At 72.8% G+C, this 15,794-nt stretch carries 15 protein-coding genes and 1 pseudogene; 5 read left to right on the top strand and 11 right to left on the bottom strand.

Going from position 1 to position 15,794, the window contains the following annotated elements:
- Positions 1-95 precede the first annotated feature (95 nt).
- The 3 genes and pseudogenes from nusB to AC3YNX_RS11975 all read right to left on the bottom strand — a co-directional run.
- Positions 96-605 (bottom strand): annotated as a pseudogene (gene nusB / locus AC3YNX_RS11985) (transcription antitermination factor NusB); the annotation flags it as partial.
- Positions 606-674: 69 nt separating this feature from the next.
- Positions 675-1,238: an elongation factor P gene (gene efp, locus AC3YNX_RS11980; protein ID WP_127783145.1), complete on the bottom strand. Its 564-nt coding sequence runs from the start codon at positions 1,236-1,238 to the stop codon at positions 675-677.
- A gap of 100 nt (positions 1,239-1,338) precedes the next feature.
- Positions 1,339-2,430 (bottom strand): M24 family metallopeptidase, encoded by a 1,092-nt coding sequence (locus AC3YNX_RS11975; RefSeq protein WP_489995608.1) that lies wholly within the window; start codon positions 2,428-2,430, stop codon positions 1,339-1,341.
- A gap of 79 nt (positions 2,431-2,509) precedes the next feature.
- Between AC3YNX_RS11975 and AC3YNX_RS11970 the strand changes: the two genes are divergently transcribed.
- From AC3YNX_RS11970 to AC3YNX_RS11950, 5 genes are all read left to right on the top strand, one after another.
- Positions 2,510-2,959, top strand: a complete 450-nt coding sequence (locus AC3YNX_RS11970) for a B-4DMT family transporter (protein WP_127783147.1) — start codon at positions 2,510-2,512, stop codon at positions 2,957-2,959.
- Positions 2,960-3,119: 160 nt separating this feature from the next.
- Positions 3,120-3,263 (top strand): hypothetical protein, encoded by a 144-nt coding sequence (locus AC3YNX_RS11965; protein WP_164860625.1) that lies wholly within the window; start codon positions 3,120-3,122, stop codon positions 3,261-3,263.
- A 112-nt stretch (positions 3,264-3,375) separates the two neighbouring features.
- A complete protein-coding gene (locus AC3YNX_RS11960; protein ID WP_127783148.1) occupies positions 3,376-3,876 on the top strand; it encodes a 2Fe-2S iron-sulfur cluster-binding protein in 501 nt (166 codons plus the stop codon).
- Positions 3,873-4,865 (top strand): FAD binding domain-containing protein, encoded by a 993-nt coding sequence (locus tag AC3YNX_RS11955; protein ID WP_127783149.1) that lies wholly within the window; start codon positions 3,873-3,875, stop codon positions 4,863-4,865. Before AC3YNX_RS11960 ends, AC3YNX_RS11955 begins: the two co-directional genes overlap by 4 nt.
- Positions 4,862-6,943 carry a xanthine dehydrogenase family protein molybdopterin-binding subunit gene (locus AC3YNX_RS11950; RefSeq protein WP_489995607.1) on the top strand — a complete coding sequence of 694 codons (2,082 nt, stop codon included), beginning with the start codon at positions 4,862-4,864 and terminating at the stop codon, positions 6,941-6,943. Before AC3YNX_RS11955 ends, AC3YNX_RS11950 begins: the two co-directional genes overlap by 4 nt.
- Positions 6,944-6,991: 48 nt before the next feature.
- Here AC3YNX_RS11950 and aroQ read toward each other — a convergent pair whose 3' ends face one another.
- The 8 genes from aroQ to alaS are packed head-to-tail and all read right to left on the bottom strand — an operon-like array spanning position 6,992 to position 15,771.
- A complete protein-coding gene (gene aroQ, locus AC3YNX_RS11945; protein ID WP_127783151.1) occupies positions 6,992-7,486 on the bottom strand; it encodes a type II 3-dehydroquinate dehydratase in 495 nt (164 codons plus the stop codon).
- On the bottom strand, positions 7,483-8,592 hold the full coding sequence (gene aroB, locus AC3YNX_RS11940) for a 3-dehydroquinate synthase (RefSeq protein ID WP_127783152.1): 1,110 nt from the start codon (positions 8,590-8,592) through the stop codon (positions 7,483-7,485). The genes aroQ and aroB overlap by 4 nt, the downstream gene beginning before the upstream one ends.
- The gene (locus tag AC3YNX_RS11935) at positions 8,589-9,143 is read right to left on the bottom strand and encodes a shikimate kinase (protein ID WP_489995606.1); all 555 of its coding nucleotides are present in this window, start codon (positions 9,141-9,143) and stop codon (positions 8,589-8,591) included. The genes aroB and AC3YNX_RS11935 overlap by 4 nt, the downstream gene beginning before the upstream one ends.
- Positions 9,140-10,324, bottom strand: coding sequence for a chorismate synthase (gene aroC / locus AC3YNX_RS11930; protein ID WP_206517984.1), 1,185 nt, complete (start codon positions 10,322-10,324; stop codon positions 9,140-9,142). Before aroC ends, AC3YNX_RS11935 begins: the two co-directional genes overlap by 4 nt.
- A gap of 35 nt (positions 10,325-10,359) precedes the next feature.
- On the bottom strand, positions 10,360-11,175 hold the full coding sequence (locus tag AC3YNX_RS11925) for a shikimate dehydrogenase (protein WP_489995605.1): 816 nt from the start codon (positions 11,173-11,175) through the stop codon (positions 10,360-10,362).
- On the bottom strand, positions 11,172-12,596 hold the full coding sequence (locus AC3YNX_RS11920; RefSeq protein WP_489995604.1) for an endolytic transglycosylase MltG: 1,425 nt from the start codon (positions 12,594-12,596) through the stop codon (positions 11,172-11,174). The genes AC3YNX_RS11925 and AC3YNX_RS11920 overlap by 4 nt, the downstream gene beginning before the upstream one ends.
- Positions 12,593-13,114 carry a Holliday junction resolvase RuvX gene (gene ruvX / locus AC3YNX_RS11915; RefSeq protein ID WP_127783155.1) on the bottom strand — a complete coding sequence of 174 codons (522 nt, stop codon included), beginning with the start codon at positions 13,112-13,114 and terminating at the stop codon, positions 12,593-12,595. Before ruvX ends, AC3YNX_RS11920 begins: the two co-directional genes overlap by 4 nt.
- Positions 13,111-15,771 carry an alanine--tRNA ligase gene (gene alaS, locus AC3YNX_RS11910; protein ID WP_489995603.1) on the bottom strand — a complete coding sequence of 887 codons (2,661 nt, stop codon included), beginning with the start codon at positions 15,769-15,771 and terminating at the stop codon, positions 13,111-13,113. The genes ruvX and alaS overlap by 4 nt, the downstream gene beginning before the upstream one ends.
- Between the last annotated feature and the right edge of the window lie 23 nt (positions 15,772-15,794).

The raw sequence follows: 15,794 nt of genomic DNA, 5'->3' as shown, positions 1-15,794 counted from the left end.
TCGGTAGCTTCTGCGCTCGCCGGCTCGGTGGCTTCTGTCGCCACCGGCTCCGTGGCTTCTGCGCTCGCTGGCTCGGTGGCTTCTGTCGCCGCCGGCTCCGTGGCCCGGCTGGAGACCGCCGCCGCGGCAGCCCGCACCTGCGGCGCCACCAGCACCACCTGGCCGAGCACCCCGTTGATGAACGTCGGCGAGTCGTCGGTGGAGAGCTGCTTGGCCAGCTCCACCGCCTCGTCCACCGCCACCACGGGCGGGACGTCGCTGGCGTGGAACAGCTCCCACACCGCCACCCGGAGCACTGCCCGGTCCACCGCGGGCAGCCGGTTCAGCGTCCACCCCTGCAGGTGGGAGGACACCACCTCGTCGATGCGGTCGAGGTTGCGGGCCACGCCGCTGACCAGGGTCAGCGTGTAGTCGTTCACGGCCGGGACGCTCTGGTCGTCCTTGGCCATCCGGCGTCGCTCGATGGCGATGCCGACCGGGTCCACGTCACGGGCCTCGGCCTCGAACAGGAAGTCCACGGCCCGCTTGCGCGCCTTGCGGCGGGCACCGCCGGGCTTGCGCTCCCGCTGGGGCGCCGCACCCGGTGCGGGTGCGGCGTGCTCCAGCAGCTCGTGCTCAGCAGGCGGCTCGACGTGCTCGTCGTGCCGCGGGTCGTTCTCGTGCGCGTAAACCACTCAGGAGTTCACTCGTCCCAGGTAGCGGCTGTCGCGGGTGTCGACCTTGAGCTTGTCGCCGGTGTTGATGAACAGCGGCACCGCGATCTCGTAGCCGGTCTCCAGCGTGGCCGGCTTGGTGCCACCAGTGGAGCGGTCACCCTGCAGACCCGGGTCGGTGTGCTGCACCACGAGCTCGACCGCGACGGGCAGCTCCACGTACAGCGGGACGCCCTCGTTGAAGGCGATCTGCACGGTCATGTTCTCCAGCATGAAGTTGGCGTTGTCGCCGACGATGGCTGCGGGCAGGTAGTGCTGCTCGTAGTCCTGGGAGTCCATGAACACGTAGTCCTCACCGTCGCGGTAGAGGTACGTCATGTCGCGCCGGTCGACCGTGGCGGTCTCGACCTTCACGCCGGCGTTGAACGTCTTGTCGTTGACCTTGCCGGTCAGCACGTTCTTCAGGGTGGAACGGACGAAGGCCGGCCCCTTGCCCGGCTTCACGTGCTGGAAGTCGGTGATGGTCCACAGCTGGCCATCGATCTTCAGGACCAGCCCGTTCTTGAAGTCGCTCGTGGATGCCACGTGCCCTTGCCTCTCTGTCTTCTCGCTGCTCGCACTGCGCCGCCTGGTGGCTGCACTGTCGGTCTCGCCCCCGCTGGGCCGACACCGACCACGGGGCGGCTCAGACCACGAGGAGCTCCTTGGTCGTCAGCGTCAGCAGCTCCGGCATGGCGCCGGTGACCACGAGAGTGTCCTCGATGCGGACGCCGCCGCGTCCTTGCAGGTACACGCCGGGTTCGACCGTGACTGCCGCGCCAGCGGGAAGCATACCGGTGCTGCGGGGACCGATTCCCGGCGCTTCGTGGATCTCCAGCCCGACGCCGTGCCCGAGCCCGTGGGAGAAGTACTCGCCGTAGCCGGCGTCGACGATGATGCTGCGGGCCGCGGCGTCCACGGCGGCGGCCTCAGCGCCGACGCGCACGGCCTCGCACCCCGCGGCCTGGGCGGTGTGCACCAGGTCGTAGATCTCCCGCTGCCAGGCAGCCGGCTCGCCCAGCACCATGGTGCGGGTCATGTCCGAGTGGTAGCCGCCCACCAGGGCACCGAAGTCGATCTTGACGAAGTCTCCGGGCGCCAGCACGTTGGCGGTGGGTCGGTGGTGGGGCACGGCGGAGCTGGCGCCAGCGGCGACGATCGTCTCGAAGGAGGGACCGTCCGCGCCCGCGTCGCGCATCCGCTGCTCGAGGTCCCTGGCCACCTCCACCTCGGTGCGGCCCACCCGCACTCCCCCGTCCGCCAACAGCTCGGCCAGCGCGCGGTCACCAGCTCGGCAGGCCGCGCGCAGCAGCTCGAGCTCGCCCTCGTCCTTGACCAGCCGCAGCTGCTCCACCAGCCCCGGCGCGCGGACCAGCTGCACACCCTCGGCGGCGGCCGCCACCTCGGCGTGCAGGTCCACCGTCAGCACGTGGCTCTCGAAGCCGAGCGTGCCCACTCCGGTCGTCGCCGCCAGCCGGCCGAGGTGCTGGGCGCACGGCGGGTCGATGTCGCGACGGAGGTCGGGCACCTGCTGGGCGGACTGGCTGCGGTAGCGGCCGTCGGTGCAGAAGACGGTGCGCTCCTCGTCGGTCGCGCTCACCAGCAGCGCACCCGCCGAGCCGGTGAAGCCGGTGAGGTACCGGACATTCAGCAGGTCAGTGACCAGCAGGGCGTCACAACCGTCGGCGCGGAGCAGCGTGCGCAGCGCCGCGCGCCGCTGGCTGTGGTTGCTCGTCATGCTCACCACGGTAGCGACCCGCCTCGGGCGGGCCCGCACGTACCGCGCGAGCCGGTGAGGGGCCCGTTACCCTGCACCTGTGAGGCAGTGGCTGACGCGAGCAGCGGTGATGGTGGTGCTGCACGTGACTGTCGCTGCCGCGCTCGGTCTGGCCGCGGTGGAGTGGCCGACGTCCGGAGCCCTGCAGCGAGCGGCGGCCTTCGTGGTGCTGGTGGTCCCGCCGCTGGTGTGGGCGGGGCTCGACTCGCTGCGCGACGACGCCCTGGACGACGACCCCGACGAGCGCTCGACGCTGAACCTGGGCTGGCTCAAGGCAGCCCTGGCGGCCGGACCGGTCGCGGGCCTGCTCAGCTGGGCCGTGCAGGCGGTCTTCATCGACAAGATGGGCGCCTCGGAGCTGCTGGGCTCCATCATCGGTGGCGGTGCGTTCACCGCGCTGCTCATCTACCTGCCCGCCACCGTCGGCCTGGTGCTCGGGCGCCTCGCCCGCGGCAGGTCGCTGGGCAGGACCGCCACCGCCGACCAGTAGCGGCCGCACCGGCGAGCTGCACCGTGCGCGTTGGTCCCCGTTGCGCGCCAAGCGTTGCTACGGTCGCGCAGCACGCGCCACGCCGTCCGTCGAGGGGAAGTCGACAGTGCCTGCAGAGACACGCTGGGGCGCTGTCCTCGTGGCTGTTGCCGTGCTTGCGGTGACCCTGAACGTCGTGGCAGGACAGGCGTTTCCGGCGAAGTGGGGTGGCCCAAACTTTCTGGCCGGGCTGATCCAGCTGGTCGCCTACCTCGTTGCCCTGACCGGTGTCGTGCTGGTGCTCGTGGGGATCCGGCGGCGATAGGCAGCACTGAGCGCCGCTGGTTCGAACGAGGGTGGACTCATTCGCCCTGGCCACCTCGCTCGCCCACGCTTCGCTGGGCACGGAGGGTAGTGGTGTCGCTAGCGTCAGACCCATGGAATCGGATATCACCCTGCACGTCGACGGGCACGAGCGCACGCTCACCGTCGACAACCGGACCACGGTCCTCGACGCCCTCCGTGACCACCTGGGTGTCACCTCCCCCAAGAAGGGCTGCGACCACGGCCAGTGCGGCTCCTGCACCGTGCTGCTCGACGGCCGCCGGGCCACCACCTGCCTCACCTTCGCCGTCGCCAACGACGGCGCGGAGATCACCACCGCCGAGGGCCTGGCCGCCGACGGCGAGCTGCACACCATGCAGCAGGCCTTCCAGGACCAGGACGGCTTTCAGTGTGGCTACTGCACTCCCGGTCAGATCTGCTCCGCGGTGGGGATGCTGGACGAGGCCAAGGCCGGCCACCCCTCGCACGTCACCGAGGACGACGGGCCCGTCGAGCTGACCGACGCGGAGATTCGGGAGCGCATGAGCGGGAACCTCTGTCGCTGCGGCGCCTACGTCAACATCGTCGCCGCCATCCGGCAGGCCGCCTCGTGATCCCCTTCGACTACCAGCGCGCCGACGACGCCGCCAGCGCGGTGGCCACCGTCGCAGCCCGTGCGGACGCCGCCTTCCTCGGTGGCGGCACCAACCTCGTCGACCGGATGAAGCTCGGCGTGGACAACCCGACGCTGCTCGTCGACATCAGCCGCCTGCCGCTGAACGCCGTGGACGTGCAGCCCGACGGCAGCGTCCACGTCGGCACCAACGTCCGCAACAGCGACCTGGCCGCCCACCCGGTGATCCGCGCGCACTACCCGGCGCTGTCCCAGGCCCTGCTCGCCGGCGCCTCCGGGCAGCTGCGCAACCTGGCCACCACCGGCGGCAACCTGCTGCAGCGCACCCGGTGCGTGTACTTCCAGGACGTCACCACCCCGTGCAACAAGCGCGAGCCCGGCTCCGGCTGCTCGGCCATCGGTGGCTACACCCGCTACCACGCCATCCTCGGCTCCTCGCCGGAGTGCATCGCCGTGCACCCCTCGGACATGGCGGTGGCGCTGGCGGCCCTGGATGCCACGGTCGTGGTGGTCGGGCCCGACGGAGAGCGCCACGTCCCGGTGACCGAGCTGCACCGCCTGCCCGGTGCGCACCCCGAGCGCGACACCGTGCTCGCCCACGGCGAGCTGATCACCGCGGTGCACCTCTCCCCCACCGGCGCCTCACGGTCGGCCTACCGCAAGGTCCGTGACCGCGCCTCGTTCGCGTTCGCGCTGGTCTCCGTCGCGGCCACCCTGGAGGTCACCGACGGCACCGTCACCCGCGCCCGCATCGCGCTGGGCGGAGTGGCCCACAAGCCGTGGCGGGCCAGCCGCGCCGAGGAGCTCCTGCGGGGCGCACCGGCCACCGAGGACAGCTACCGACGCGCCGCGGAGGCCGAGCTGGCCGACGCCGTGCCGCAGGGCGAGAACGCCTTCAAGATCCCCATGGTCCGCAACACCCTCGTGTCCGTGCTGCGCGAGCTCACCCCCACCGAGGAGCAGCGATGACCGCGCCCGTGCAGCCCCACGCCATCGGCACCGACCAGCCGCGGGTGGACGGCGTCGCCAAGGTCACCGGCAGCGCCACCTACGCCTACGAGCACCCCGTCGAGCGCCCCGTGCACCTGCACCCGCTGCACTCCACCATCGCCCGCGGCCGCATCACCGCCGCGGACACGTCGCAGGCCGAGGCGCTGCCGGGCGTGCTCACCGTGCTCACCCACCTCAACGCTCCCCGGCTGGCCGACACCAGCGACGCCGAGCTGGCGGTGCTGCAGACCGCCGACATCGCCTACCGGGGGCAGCTGGTGGGTGCGGTGATCGCCGAGACCCCCGAGATCGCCCGGCACGCGGCGAGCCTGGTGCACCTGACCTACCACCAGCAGCCGCACGACACCGTGCTGCACGCCGACCGCGACGACTTCTACACCCCGGAGTCGGTCAACGGCGGCTTCGAGACCGACACCGACAGCGGAGACGTGGAGTCTGCGCTGCGCGAGGCCGCGGTCACCGTGGACGCCACCTACTCCACCCCCACCGAGCACAACAACCCGATGGAGCCGCACACCACCGTGGCGCTCTGGGACGGGCAGGTGCTCACCCTGTTCGACTCCACCCAGGGCGTGCACACCGTCCGCACCACGCTCGCCCCGATCCTGGGCCTCGACCCGGAGCAGCTGCGGGTGGTCGCGCCCAACGTGGGCGGAGGCTTCGGCTCCAAGGGCATGCCGCACCCGCACAACGTGCTGGCGGCCATGGGTGCCCAGGTCACGCCCGGGCGGGCCGTGAAGATGGCGCTGACCCGCCAGGAGATGTTCACCGTGGTCGGCTACCGCACCCCCACCATCCAGCGGGTGCGCTACGGCGCCGACGCCGACGGACACCTCACCGCCATCGTGCACGAGGTCCTCGAGCAGTCCTCCACGGTGAAGGAGTTCGCCGAGCAGACCGCGGTGCCCGCCCGGATGATGTACGCCTGCGCCAACCGGCGCACCAGCCACCGGGTGGCGGCGCTGGACGTGGCGGTGCCGTCCTGGATGCGTGCTCCCGGCGAGTGCCCGGGTATGTACGCCACCGAGGCCGCGATGGACGAGCTGGCGGCCGCGTGCGGGCTGGACCCCATCGAGCTGCGGGTGCGCAACGAGCCCGAGGTCGATCCAGAGACCGGAAAGCCGTGGTCGCAGCGACGCCTGCTCGAGTGCCTCTACGAGGGCGCCCGGCGCATCGGCTGGTCCGATCGCGCCCCGCAGCCCCGGGCGCGGCTGGAGGACGGCTGGTGGGTGGGGCTCGGCGTCTCGGCGTCGACGTACCCGCACAACGTGATGCCCGGCTCCCACGCCAAGATCTCCTACGCCGCCGGCCGCTACTCGGTGCAGATCGGCGCCGTGGACATCGGCACCGGCGCGTGGACGGCGCTCGCCCAGATCGCCGCTGACGCGCTGCGCTGCCCGCTGGACGCGGTGGACCTGCAGATCGGGGACTCCGCGCTGCCGATGGCCACCGTCGCGGGTGGCTCCTCCGGCACCACCTCCTGGGGCACCGCCATCACCGCCGCGGCTGAGCTGTTCCGCCACGACCACGGCGAGCACCCGGAGGACGGGGTGCACAGCGAGACCGTGATGCCCGAGCTGCCCGGGCCGCTGGAGACGGCGATCCACAGCTTCGGCGCCCAGCTGGTGGAGGTGCGCGTGCACGCCGACACCGGCGAGGTGCGGGTGCCGCGGATGGTGGGGGTGTTCTCCGTGGGCCGGGTGGTCAACCCCCGCACCGTGCGGTCCCAGCTGATCGGCGGCATGACCATGGGCCTGTCGATGGCCCTGCACGAGCAGAGCATCACCGACCCGCGGTTCGGCCACGTGGTCAACCACGACTTCGCCGAGTACCACATCGCCGCTCACGGCGACGTCGCGGACATCGACGTGAGCTGGTTGGACGAGCACGACCCGCACGCCAACCCGATGGGCACCCGTGGGGTGGGCGAGATCGGCATCGTGGGCACCGCGTCGGCCATCGTCAGCGCGGTCCACCACGCCACCGGCACCCGGGTGCGCGACCTGCCCGTCACCGCGGACAAGCTGCTGGAGTAGCGCACGCCCAGGCGGGTCCGCCCAGGTGGGCCCGCTCAGGTGGGCCGGTCAGGTGGGCGCGGTCTCCTCGCCGGAGGCGTCCGCGGGTGGTTCCACCGGAGCCACCCCGGGCGCCCCGGTGACGGTGGCCACGTACTGCAGCGCCAGCACGTAGCCGGTGATGCCGAGGCCCACGATGCTGCCGGTGGCCACCGCGCTCAGGTATGAGTGGTGGCGGAAGTCCTCGCGGGTGTGCACGTTGCTGATGTGCACCTCCACCAGCGGACCACGGAGCTCGGCGCAGGCGTCGCGCAGCGCCACCGAGGTGTGCGTCCATGCCCCTGCGTTGAGCACCACTGCGTCACCGGCGTCGGCGGCGGCGTGCACCCAGCCGAGCATCTCGCCCTCGTGGTCGGTCTGGCGCACCTGCACCTGCAGCCCCAGCGAGTCGCCGGTGCGCACGCACAGCGCGGCCAGCTCGTCGTGTGTGGTGGCGCCGTACACCTCGGGCTGGCGCTTGCCCAGCCGTCCGAGGTTGGGCCCGTTGAGCACCTGCACCTTCACAGCAGCACACCTCCGCTCTTGGGGCGCTCCTCGCGCGCCACCACGGAGTATGCCGCCGCCAGCAGCGCGGGGTCGGGACCCTCGAGCCGGCCGGGTCGGGCGAGCCCGTCGAGCACCACGAAGCGCAGCAGCCCGGAACGGTTCTTCTTGTCGGTGCGCATGCCCTCCATCAGCTGGCCCAGCGCGTCCGGGTCGTAGGTGGTGGGCAGCCCCACCGAGGCGAGCACCGAGGCGTGCCGGTCGGCGGTGGCGTCGTCCAGGCGTCCGGCCAGGCGGGCCAGCTCGGCGGCGAAGACCAGGCCCACCGCCACCGCGGCACCGTGGCGCCAGCGGTAGCGCTCGCGCCGCTCGATGGCGTGCCCCAGGGTGTGGCCGTAGTTGAGCACCTCCCGCAGGTCGGACTCGCGCAGGTCGGCGGAGACGATGTCGGCCTTCACCTGGATCTTGCGACGCACCAGCTCGCCCAGCACGTCCTGGGCGGGGTCCAGCGCGGCCTCGGGGTCGGCCTCGATGAGGTCCAGGATGGTCGGGTCGGCGATGAAGCCGCCCTTGATGATCTCAGCCATGCCGGAGATGATCTCGTTGCGCGGCAACGTCTCCAGGGTGGTCAGGTCCACCAGCACGGCGGCCGGCTCGTGGAAGGCACCCACCAGGTTCTTGCCGGCCTCGGTGTTGATCCCGGTCTTGCCGCCCACCGCGGCGTCCACCATGGCCAGCAGCGTGGTGGGGACGTGGAACACCCGCACCCCGCGCATCCAGGTGGCGGCGACGAAGCCGGCCAGGTCGGTGGCCGCGCCCCCGCCCAGGGAGATCACCGCGTCCCGGCGGGTCAGCCCGATGCGGCCGAGCACGTCCCAGCAGAAGCCGGCCACGGCCAGGTCCTTGCCGTCCTCGGCGTCGGGGATCTCCACCCGGTGGGCGTCCACCCCCACCTCGGCGAGGGCCTCGCGGATCGCCTCGGCGGTGGCGATCAGCGACGGCTGGTGGATGATCGCCGCGGTGGTGGTGCCGCGCAGCTCCTGGGTCAGCTCCCCGAGCAGGCCGCGGCCCACGATCACGTCGTAGGGGTTCTCGGCGTTGACCCGGATGCGGGTGGGTTCGCTCATGCCTGCTGGTCTCCCGTGTCGGTGGTGCTGGGGCTCGGGCCGGCCGGCGTGGCCACGGTGTCGAGCACCTCGGCCACGATGTCGGCGACGTCGCGGCTGTCGGTGGACACCTCCACGGTGGCCACCTCCCGGTACAGCGGCAGCCGGGCGTCGAGCAGGGCCTTGAAGGTGGCGCGCGGGTTGATGCCGGCCAGCAGCGGCCGGTTGCTGGCCAGGCCGGCGCGGCGCAGACCCTCGGCCAGGCCGACGTTGAGGAACACCACGGGGTGCCCGGCGAGCCGGGCGCGGGTGGCCGCGGACAGCACCGCTCCCCCGCCGAGGGCCACCACCCCGGTCTGCTCCTGCAGCGCCGCGGCGACGGCCGCCTCCTCCAGCGCGCGGAAGGCCTCCTCGCCGCTGTCGGTGAAGATGTCGGAGATCGACCGCCCGGCGGCGGCCTCGACCGCGTGGTCGGTGTCGTGCACCGGCACCGCCAGCGCCTGCGCCACCCGGCGGGCGACGGTGGTCTTGCCGGCTCCTGGCGGGCCGACCAGGACGACGACCGGACTCACCTGGCGATGTCCTGCAGGTAGCTGGTGACGTTGCGGGTGGTCTCGCGCACGGTGTCGCCACCGAACTTCTCCAGGGTGGCCTGGGCCAGCACCAGCGCCACCATGGCCTCGGCCACCACGCCGGCCGCGGGCACCGCGCAGACGTCGGAGCGCTGGTTGATGGCGACGGCCTCCTCGCCGGTGGACATGTCCACCGTGGCCAGCGCGCGGGGAACGGTGGAGATGGGCTTCATGGCGGCCTTGACCCGCAGCGGCTCACCGTTGGTCATGCCGCCCTCGATGCCGCCGGCGCGGTTGGTGGAGCGCAGCACGCCGTCGGGGCCGGGCCGCATCTCGTCGTGGGCGAGGCTGCCGCGGCGGCGGGCGGTGGCGAAGCCGTCGCCGACCTCCACCCCCTTGATGGCCTGGATGCCCATCAGCGCCTCGGCGAGCCGGGCGTCCAGGCGACGGTCGCCGGCCACGTAGGAGCCGAGGCCGATGGGCAGGCCGTGCACGACCACCTCGACGATGCCGCCGAGGGTGTCGCCCTCCTTCTTGGCCAGGTCGACCTCGGCCACCATGGCCTCGGAGGCGGCGGGGTCGAACACCCGCACCGGGCTGGCGTCGATGGCGGCGAGGTCGTCCGGGCCCGGAACCAGCCCCTCGGGGGCGTCCACCGAGCCCAGGGCGGTGACGTGGGAGAGCACGTGCACGCCGAGCACCTGCTGCAGCAGTGCCTTGGCCACGGTGCCCAGCGCCACCCGCGCCGCGGTCTCCCGGGCGCTGGCGCGCTCCAGGACCGGACGGGCGTCGTCGAAGCCGTACTTGAGCATGCCGGCGTAGTCGGCGTGGCCGGGCCGCGGACGGGTGAGCGGGGCGTTGCGGGCCTGGCTGGCCAGCACGTCGGGGTCCACCGGGTCCGCCGACATGACGGTCTCCCACTTGGGCCACTCGGTGTTGTTCACCCGGATGGCGATGGGCCCGCCCATGCTGACGCCGTGACGCACCCCGCCGAGGATGTCCACGGCGTCGGCCTCGAACTTCATCCGGGCGCCCCGCCCGTGGCCGAGGCGGCGACGAGCCAGCTCCCCGGCGATGTCGTTGGTGGTGACCTCGACCCCGGCGACCATCCCCTCGAGGACGGCGACCAGGGCAGGTCCGTGGGACTCTCCGGCAGTGATCCAGCGCAGCACGGCAGCCATCTTCCCATGCGGCTACCGGCGCCCGCGCACCGCGCTCAGTCCAGGGCGGCGGCCATGGCCGTGCGCGGGGCCGCGCGGCCGGTGAACAGCTGCACCTGCCCGAAGGCCTGGTGCAGCAACATGTCCAGCCCGCTGGCCAGCTGGCCGTCAGCGCGCTGCACGGCCTCGGCCAGCGGGGTGGGCCACGGGTCGTAGATGACGTCGAGCACGCTGGGCACCGTGGCCAGCGCCTCGGCCAACCCGGCGGCAGCGGCGGCGGGCACCGTGCTCACCGCCACGGCGGCCTGGGCGCAGGCGGCGGCGACCGCAGCCGGGTCGAACGGGACGATCGCGGTGTGCAGGCCGGCGGCCTCCGCGCACTCCACGGTGCCCACGGCCCGGGACGGCTCCCGCACCACCAGGTCGAGCTCGCGCACCCCGGCGGCGGCGAGGGCCACCACCACGGCGCGGGCGGTGCCCCCGGCGCCCACCACCACCGCGCGGGTGCCGGCCAGCTGGTCGTCGCCCGGGGTCACCCCCAGCGCGCCGAGCACGCCGTCCACGTCGGTGCAGTCGGCCAGCCAGCCGTCCCCGGTGCGCACCAGGGTGTTGGCCGCGCCCACCGCCTCGGCGCGCGCGGTGCGCACGTCCGCCACCGCCAGCGCGGCGAGCTTGGCCGGCATGGTCACCGACAGCCCCACCCACTCGGGGCCGAGCGAGGCCACCAGCGGCGCCACGCCGTCCGCGTCGCACTCGATGCGCTCGTAGGTCCACTCCGGCAGCCCGAGCGCCGCGTAGGCGGCCAGGTGCAGCTGCGGGGAGCGCGAGTGCGCGATCGGCGTGCCGATCACCGCGGCCCGGCGAGCGGTCACGGCGGCCCGCCCCCGCCGGCGATGATCGCCAGGTGCTGGTCGTAGGTGTCGGAGAAGCAGGTGGCGCCCTGGGTGCCACAGGTGACGAAGTAGTGCCAGGTGCCCTCCGCCGGGTTCATCGCCCCGGTGATGGCCTCCTCGCCCGGGGAGGCGATGGGGGTCAGCGGCAGGCCCGGGCTGGCGTAGGTGTTCCACGGCGTGACCGTGGCCCGGTCCTTGGGCGTGGTGGCGATGTACTGCAGGTCCAGGGGGTAGTTCACGGTGGAGTCGAACTCGAGCTTCTGGCTGATCTTGAGCCGGTTCAGGATCACTCGGGTGACCTTGTCGTACTCCCCGGGCTTGACCTCGCGCTCGTTGAGCGAGGCGACCACGAGCACCTGGTAGGGCGTCAGGCCGTCCACGTTCGCCTCCGGCAGGCCCGCCAGCTGCAGCGCCGTGGCCGAGCTGCTGATCATCCGCTGCAGCAGCGTGGTGGCCGGTGCCCCCGGCTCCACGTCGTAGCTGCCGGGCCGGATGAGGCCCTCGATGCGCTTCTCCTTCTCCGAGCTGGCGGCCTGCACCTCGGTCTTGGCCCAGTCGGGCACGCCGAGGTCGTCCAGGTCGGCGGTGGCCGCGGCCGTGCGCAGGTCGGCCTCGCTGGTGCAGCGCCGCTCCCCGTCGAGCTCCACGCAGGAGGCCTTGGCCAGGGTGGACAGGATGCCGGGAGTGACCGAGCCGTCCTTGCCGCGGACGTCGTCGAGCTGGCGGCCCTCGGGGATGACGAGGCCGCCGACGCGGGACTTGGGGTCGACCAGGCGGGACACGGCCGTGGCGGCGGGAATCTTGGTGCGCAGCTTGTAGAAGCCCGGCTGCACCGACGCCATCCGGGTGTCGTTGGCAGCCGCCTTGGTGAACAGCGACGCGCTGCTGACCACGTCGTCCCTGACCAGCGCGGCACCGATGGCGCCGGCGGTGTCGCCCTCCATCACGCGGAACACCACGTCGGACTCGCCCCCACCGGCGTAGTCCTCGGTCTCGGAGCTGGAGAACTGCCCGAAGAGCGCCTTGCCGCCGAGGTACACCACGCCGCCGAGCACCAGCAGCACCACGAGTGCCACGGCGACGCCCACCCGGCGTCGGGTGGCGTGCACCCGCGACGGGCCGGTGCGCCGCGAGCGCGCCGGGCCGGCGTCGTAGTCGTGCTCGTCGGCCCAGTCGGGCTCGCCCGCGTGGTCGGAGTCGTAGTAGCCGTCGGGGTCGAGCAGCGGGTCGTCCAGCAGGGAGTCCGGCTCCAGCACGGAGTCGCCGGTGGCGGCACCCGGTGGTGGGGCCACGAACCGCGGCCCGACCGAGCGGCGACCCCACTCCTCGCCACCATCGTCGTGGCCAGGCGTGCGGGGTGCTCCTGGCCTGTTGCGGCCACCGTCGAAGCTGTCACTCACCGGTTTTCCTCCGTGGTCGCGTTGTCTCCCCTGGTCCTGCTGGCCCGTTCATCGAGCCAGCCCTGCAAGATCGCCACGGCCGCAAGCTGGTCCACCAGCGAGCGCTGGCGCTTGCCTCTCACCCCCTGCTCGGCCAGCACCCGGCTGGCCGTCACCGTGGTCAACCGCTCGTCGCTGAGCCGCACCGGAACCGGGGCGAGCACCTGACGCAGTCGATCAGCGTACTCAGTGGCCAGTGCGGCGGCCTTGCCGTGCTCGCCGCGCATGGTCTGCGGCAGCCCCACCACGACCTCGACCGCTTCGTACTCCGCCACGATCTCACGAATGCGGCGCACGTCGGGGCTGTCGAGACCGGCGCGTCCCCCGGCCCTGGCCACCGTCTCCACCGGAGTGGCCATGATCCCGTCCGGATCGCAGGAGGCCACTCCGATGCGGACGCTGCCCACGTCGATGCCGATCCGCCGCCCCCGGCCGGGGTCGGTGTCGTCCGGCCGGTCGGGCCGGGCGCGCTCGGTCACGGCGCGAGCGCCCCGCGCAGGGCCGCGATGGCGGCCGGGATCCCGGCCGGGTCGGTGCCCCCGCCCTGCGCCATGTCCGGCTTGCCGCCGCCACGGCCGCCGATGGCGGCAGCGAAGCTGGGCACCAGGGCACCGGCCGACAGACCGGCGTCGCGGGCCGCCGCGGTGGTCGCCACCAGGAAGCTGACCTTGTCACCGTTGGTGCTGAACAGCGCCACCACGCCGGGCTGCTGGCCGAGCTTGCCGCGCACGTCGCCGGCCAGTGCCCGCAGGTCGTTGCCGCTGGTGCCGGCCGGGGCCTGGGTGGCGACGAGCAGGGTGTCGCCGACCCGCTCGGCGGACTCCGCCAGGGTGCCGGCCGAGGACAGCACGGCCGCCGCGCGGGTCTGCTCCAGCTCCTTCTCCGCCACCCGCAGGCGCTCGACCAGGTCCGCCACCCGGGCGGGCACGTCGGCGTCGGGCGTCTTCAGCGTGGCGGCCAGGCCCTGCACCAGCGCGCGCTCCTTGGCCAGGTAGCGGTAGGCGTCCATGCCGACGTAGGCCTCGATGCGGCGCACGCCCGAGCCCACCGAGGACTCCCCGAGCAGGGTGACCGGACCGACCTGCGAGGAGTGCAGCACGTGCGTGCCGCCGCAGAGCTCGCGCGACCAGGGGCCGCCGATTTCCACCACGCGGACCTCCTCGTCGTAGGTCTCGCCGAACAGCGCGAGCGCCCCCATCTCACGGGCGCCCGCCATGCTGGTGTGCAGCACGCGCACCGGCAGGTCCTCGAGCACCGCGCGGTTGGTGACCTCCTCCACCTCGCTGCGCGTGGCGGCGGACAGCCCGCCCTGCCAGGCGAAGTCCAGGCGCAGGTAGCCGGGCTTGTTGTAGGAGCCGCTCTGCAGCGCCGTCGGGCCGAGCACCTCGCGCAGCGCGGCGTGCACCAGGTGCGTGCCGGAGTGGCCCTGCCGGGCACCGGCTCGCCACACCGGGTCGACCTGGGCGAGCACCTGGGCACCCTCGGTGACCTCGCCACCGCGCACCCGCACCCGGTGCACCCACAGCCGCTTGGCCACCTTCTGGACGTCGAGGACCTCCAGGTCGAGGTCGGTGCCGGTGATGACGCCGGCGTCGCTCTCCTGGCCGCCGGACTCCGCGTAGAGCGGGCTGCGGTCCAGCACCACCTCCACCACCTCGCCCTCGCCGGCGGAGCGGACCCTGCCGTGGTCGGCGACGATGCCGATGACCCGAGCCTCGGTGGCGAGCTCGTCGTAGCCGGTGAACTGGGTGGGGCCGGCGTCGAGCAGCTCGCGGTACACCGAGAGGTCTCCGTGGGCGTGCTTGCGGCTGGCGGCGTCGGACTTGGCGCGCTGGCGCTGCTCGGTCATCAGCGCGCGGAAGCCCGGCTCGTCCACGGTGAGCCCAGCCTCGGAGGCCATCTCCAGGGTGAGGTCGATGGGGAAGCCGTAGGTGTCGTGCAGGGCGAAGGCCTTGTCACCGCCGATCACCGAGCCACCCCCGGCGCGGATCTCCGCCACGGCGTTGTCGAACAGCTTGGAGCCCGAGCTCAGCGTCTGCAGGAAGGTGGTCTCCTCCCCCACCGCGATGCGCTCGATGCGTGCGCCCTCGGTGACCAGCTCCGGGTAGCTCTGCCCCATGGTGTCCAGCACCACGGCCACCAGCTCGGCCATGCTGGGCTTGTCCACGCCCAGCAGCCGGGCGGAGCGCACGATGCGGCGCAGCAGGCGGCGCAGCACGTAGCCACGGCCGTCGTTGCCCGGGGTGACGCCGTCGGCGATGAGCATCACCGCGGTGCGGGCGTGGTCGGCGATCACCCGGAAGCGCACGTCGTCGGCCTCGTTGCCCACCGCGTAGCGACGCCCGGAGAGCTCCTCGGCCTTGGTGATCACCGGGCGCACCAGGTCGGTCTCGTAGACGTTGTCCACGCCCTGCAGCAGGAAGGCCACCCGCTCCACGCCGAGACCGGTGTCGATGTTGCGCCGCGGCAGCGGGCCGAGGATCTCGAAGTCGTCCTTGGACGTGCCCGCGCCCCGCTCGTTCTGCATGAACACGAGGTTCCAGATCTCGATGTAGCGGTCCTCGTCGGCGATGGGGCCGCCCTCGACGCCGTACTCCGGGCCGCGGTCGTAGTAGATCTCCGAGCAGGGCCCGCACGGGCCGGGGATGCCCATGGACCAGTAGTTGTCGGCCATCCCGCGGCGCTGGATGCGCTCGGCCGGCAGGCCGGCGATCTCCTGCCACAGCCCGAACGCCTCGTCGTCGTCGAGGTACACCGTCACCCACACCCGCTCGGGGTCCAGGCCGTAGCCGCCGTCAGCCACCGGCGCGGTGATCAGGGTCCAGGCGAAGGTGATCGCCTCGCGCTTGAAGTAGTCGCCGAAGGAGAAGTTCCCGGCCATCTGGAAGAAGGTGTTGTGCCGGGTGGTGATGCCCACGTTCTCGATGTCACCGGTGCGCACGCACTTCTGCACGCTCACCGCCCGCGGCCACGGCGCGGGGGCCTGACCCAGGAAGTACGGCACGAACTGCACCATGCCGGCGTTGATGAACAACAGGTTCGGGTCGTCCAGGATCAGCGACGCGCTGGGGACCAGGTTGTGGCCGTTGCGCACGAAGTGGTCGATGAATCGCTGGCGGATCTCGTGGGTCTGCACGGGGGTGTCCTCAATACGCGGGG

The organism is Rhodococcus sp. Z13_19A, from assembly GCF_058133575.1.
This window is presented reverse-complemented; position numbering and strand designations above follow the sequence as displayed.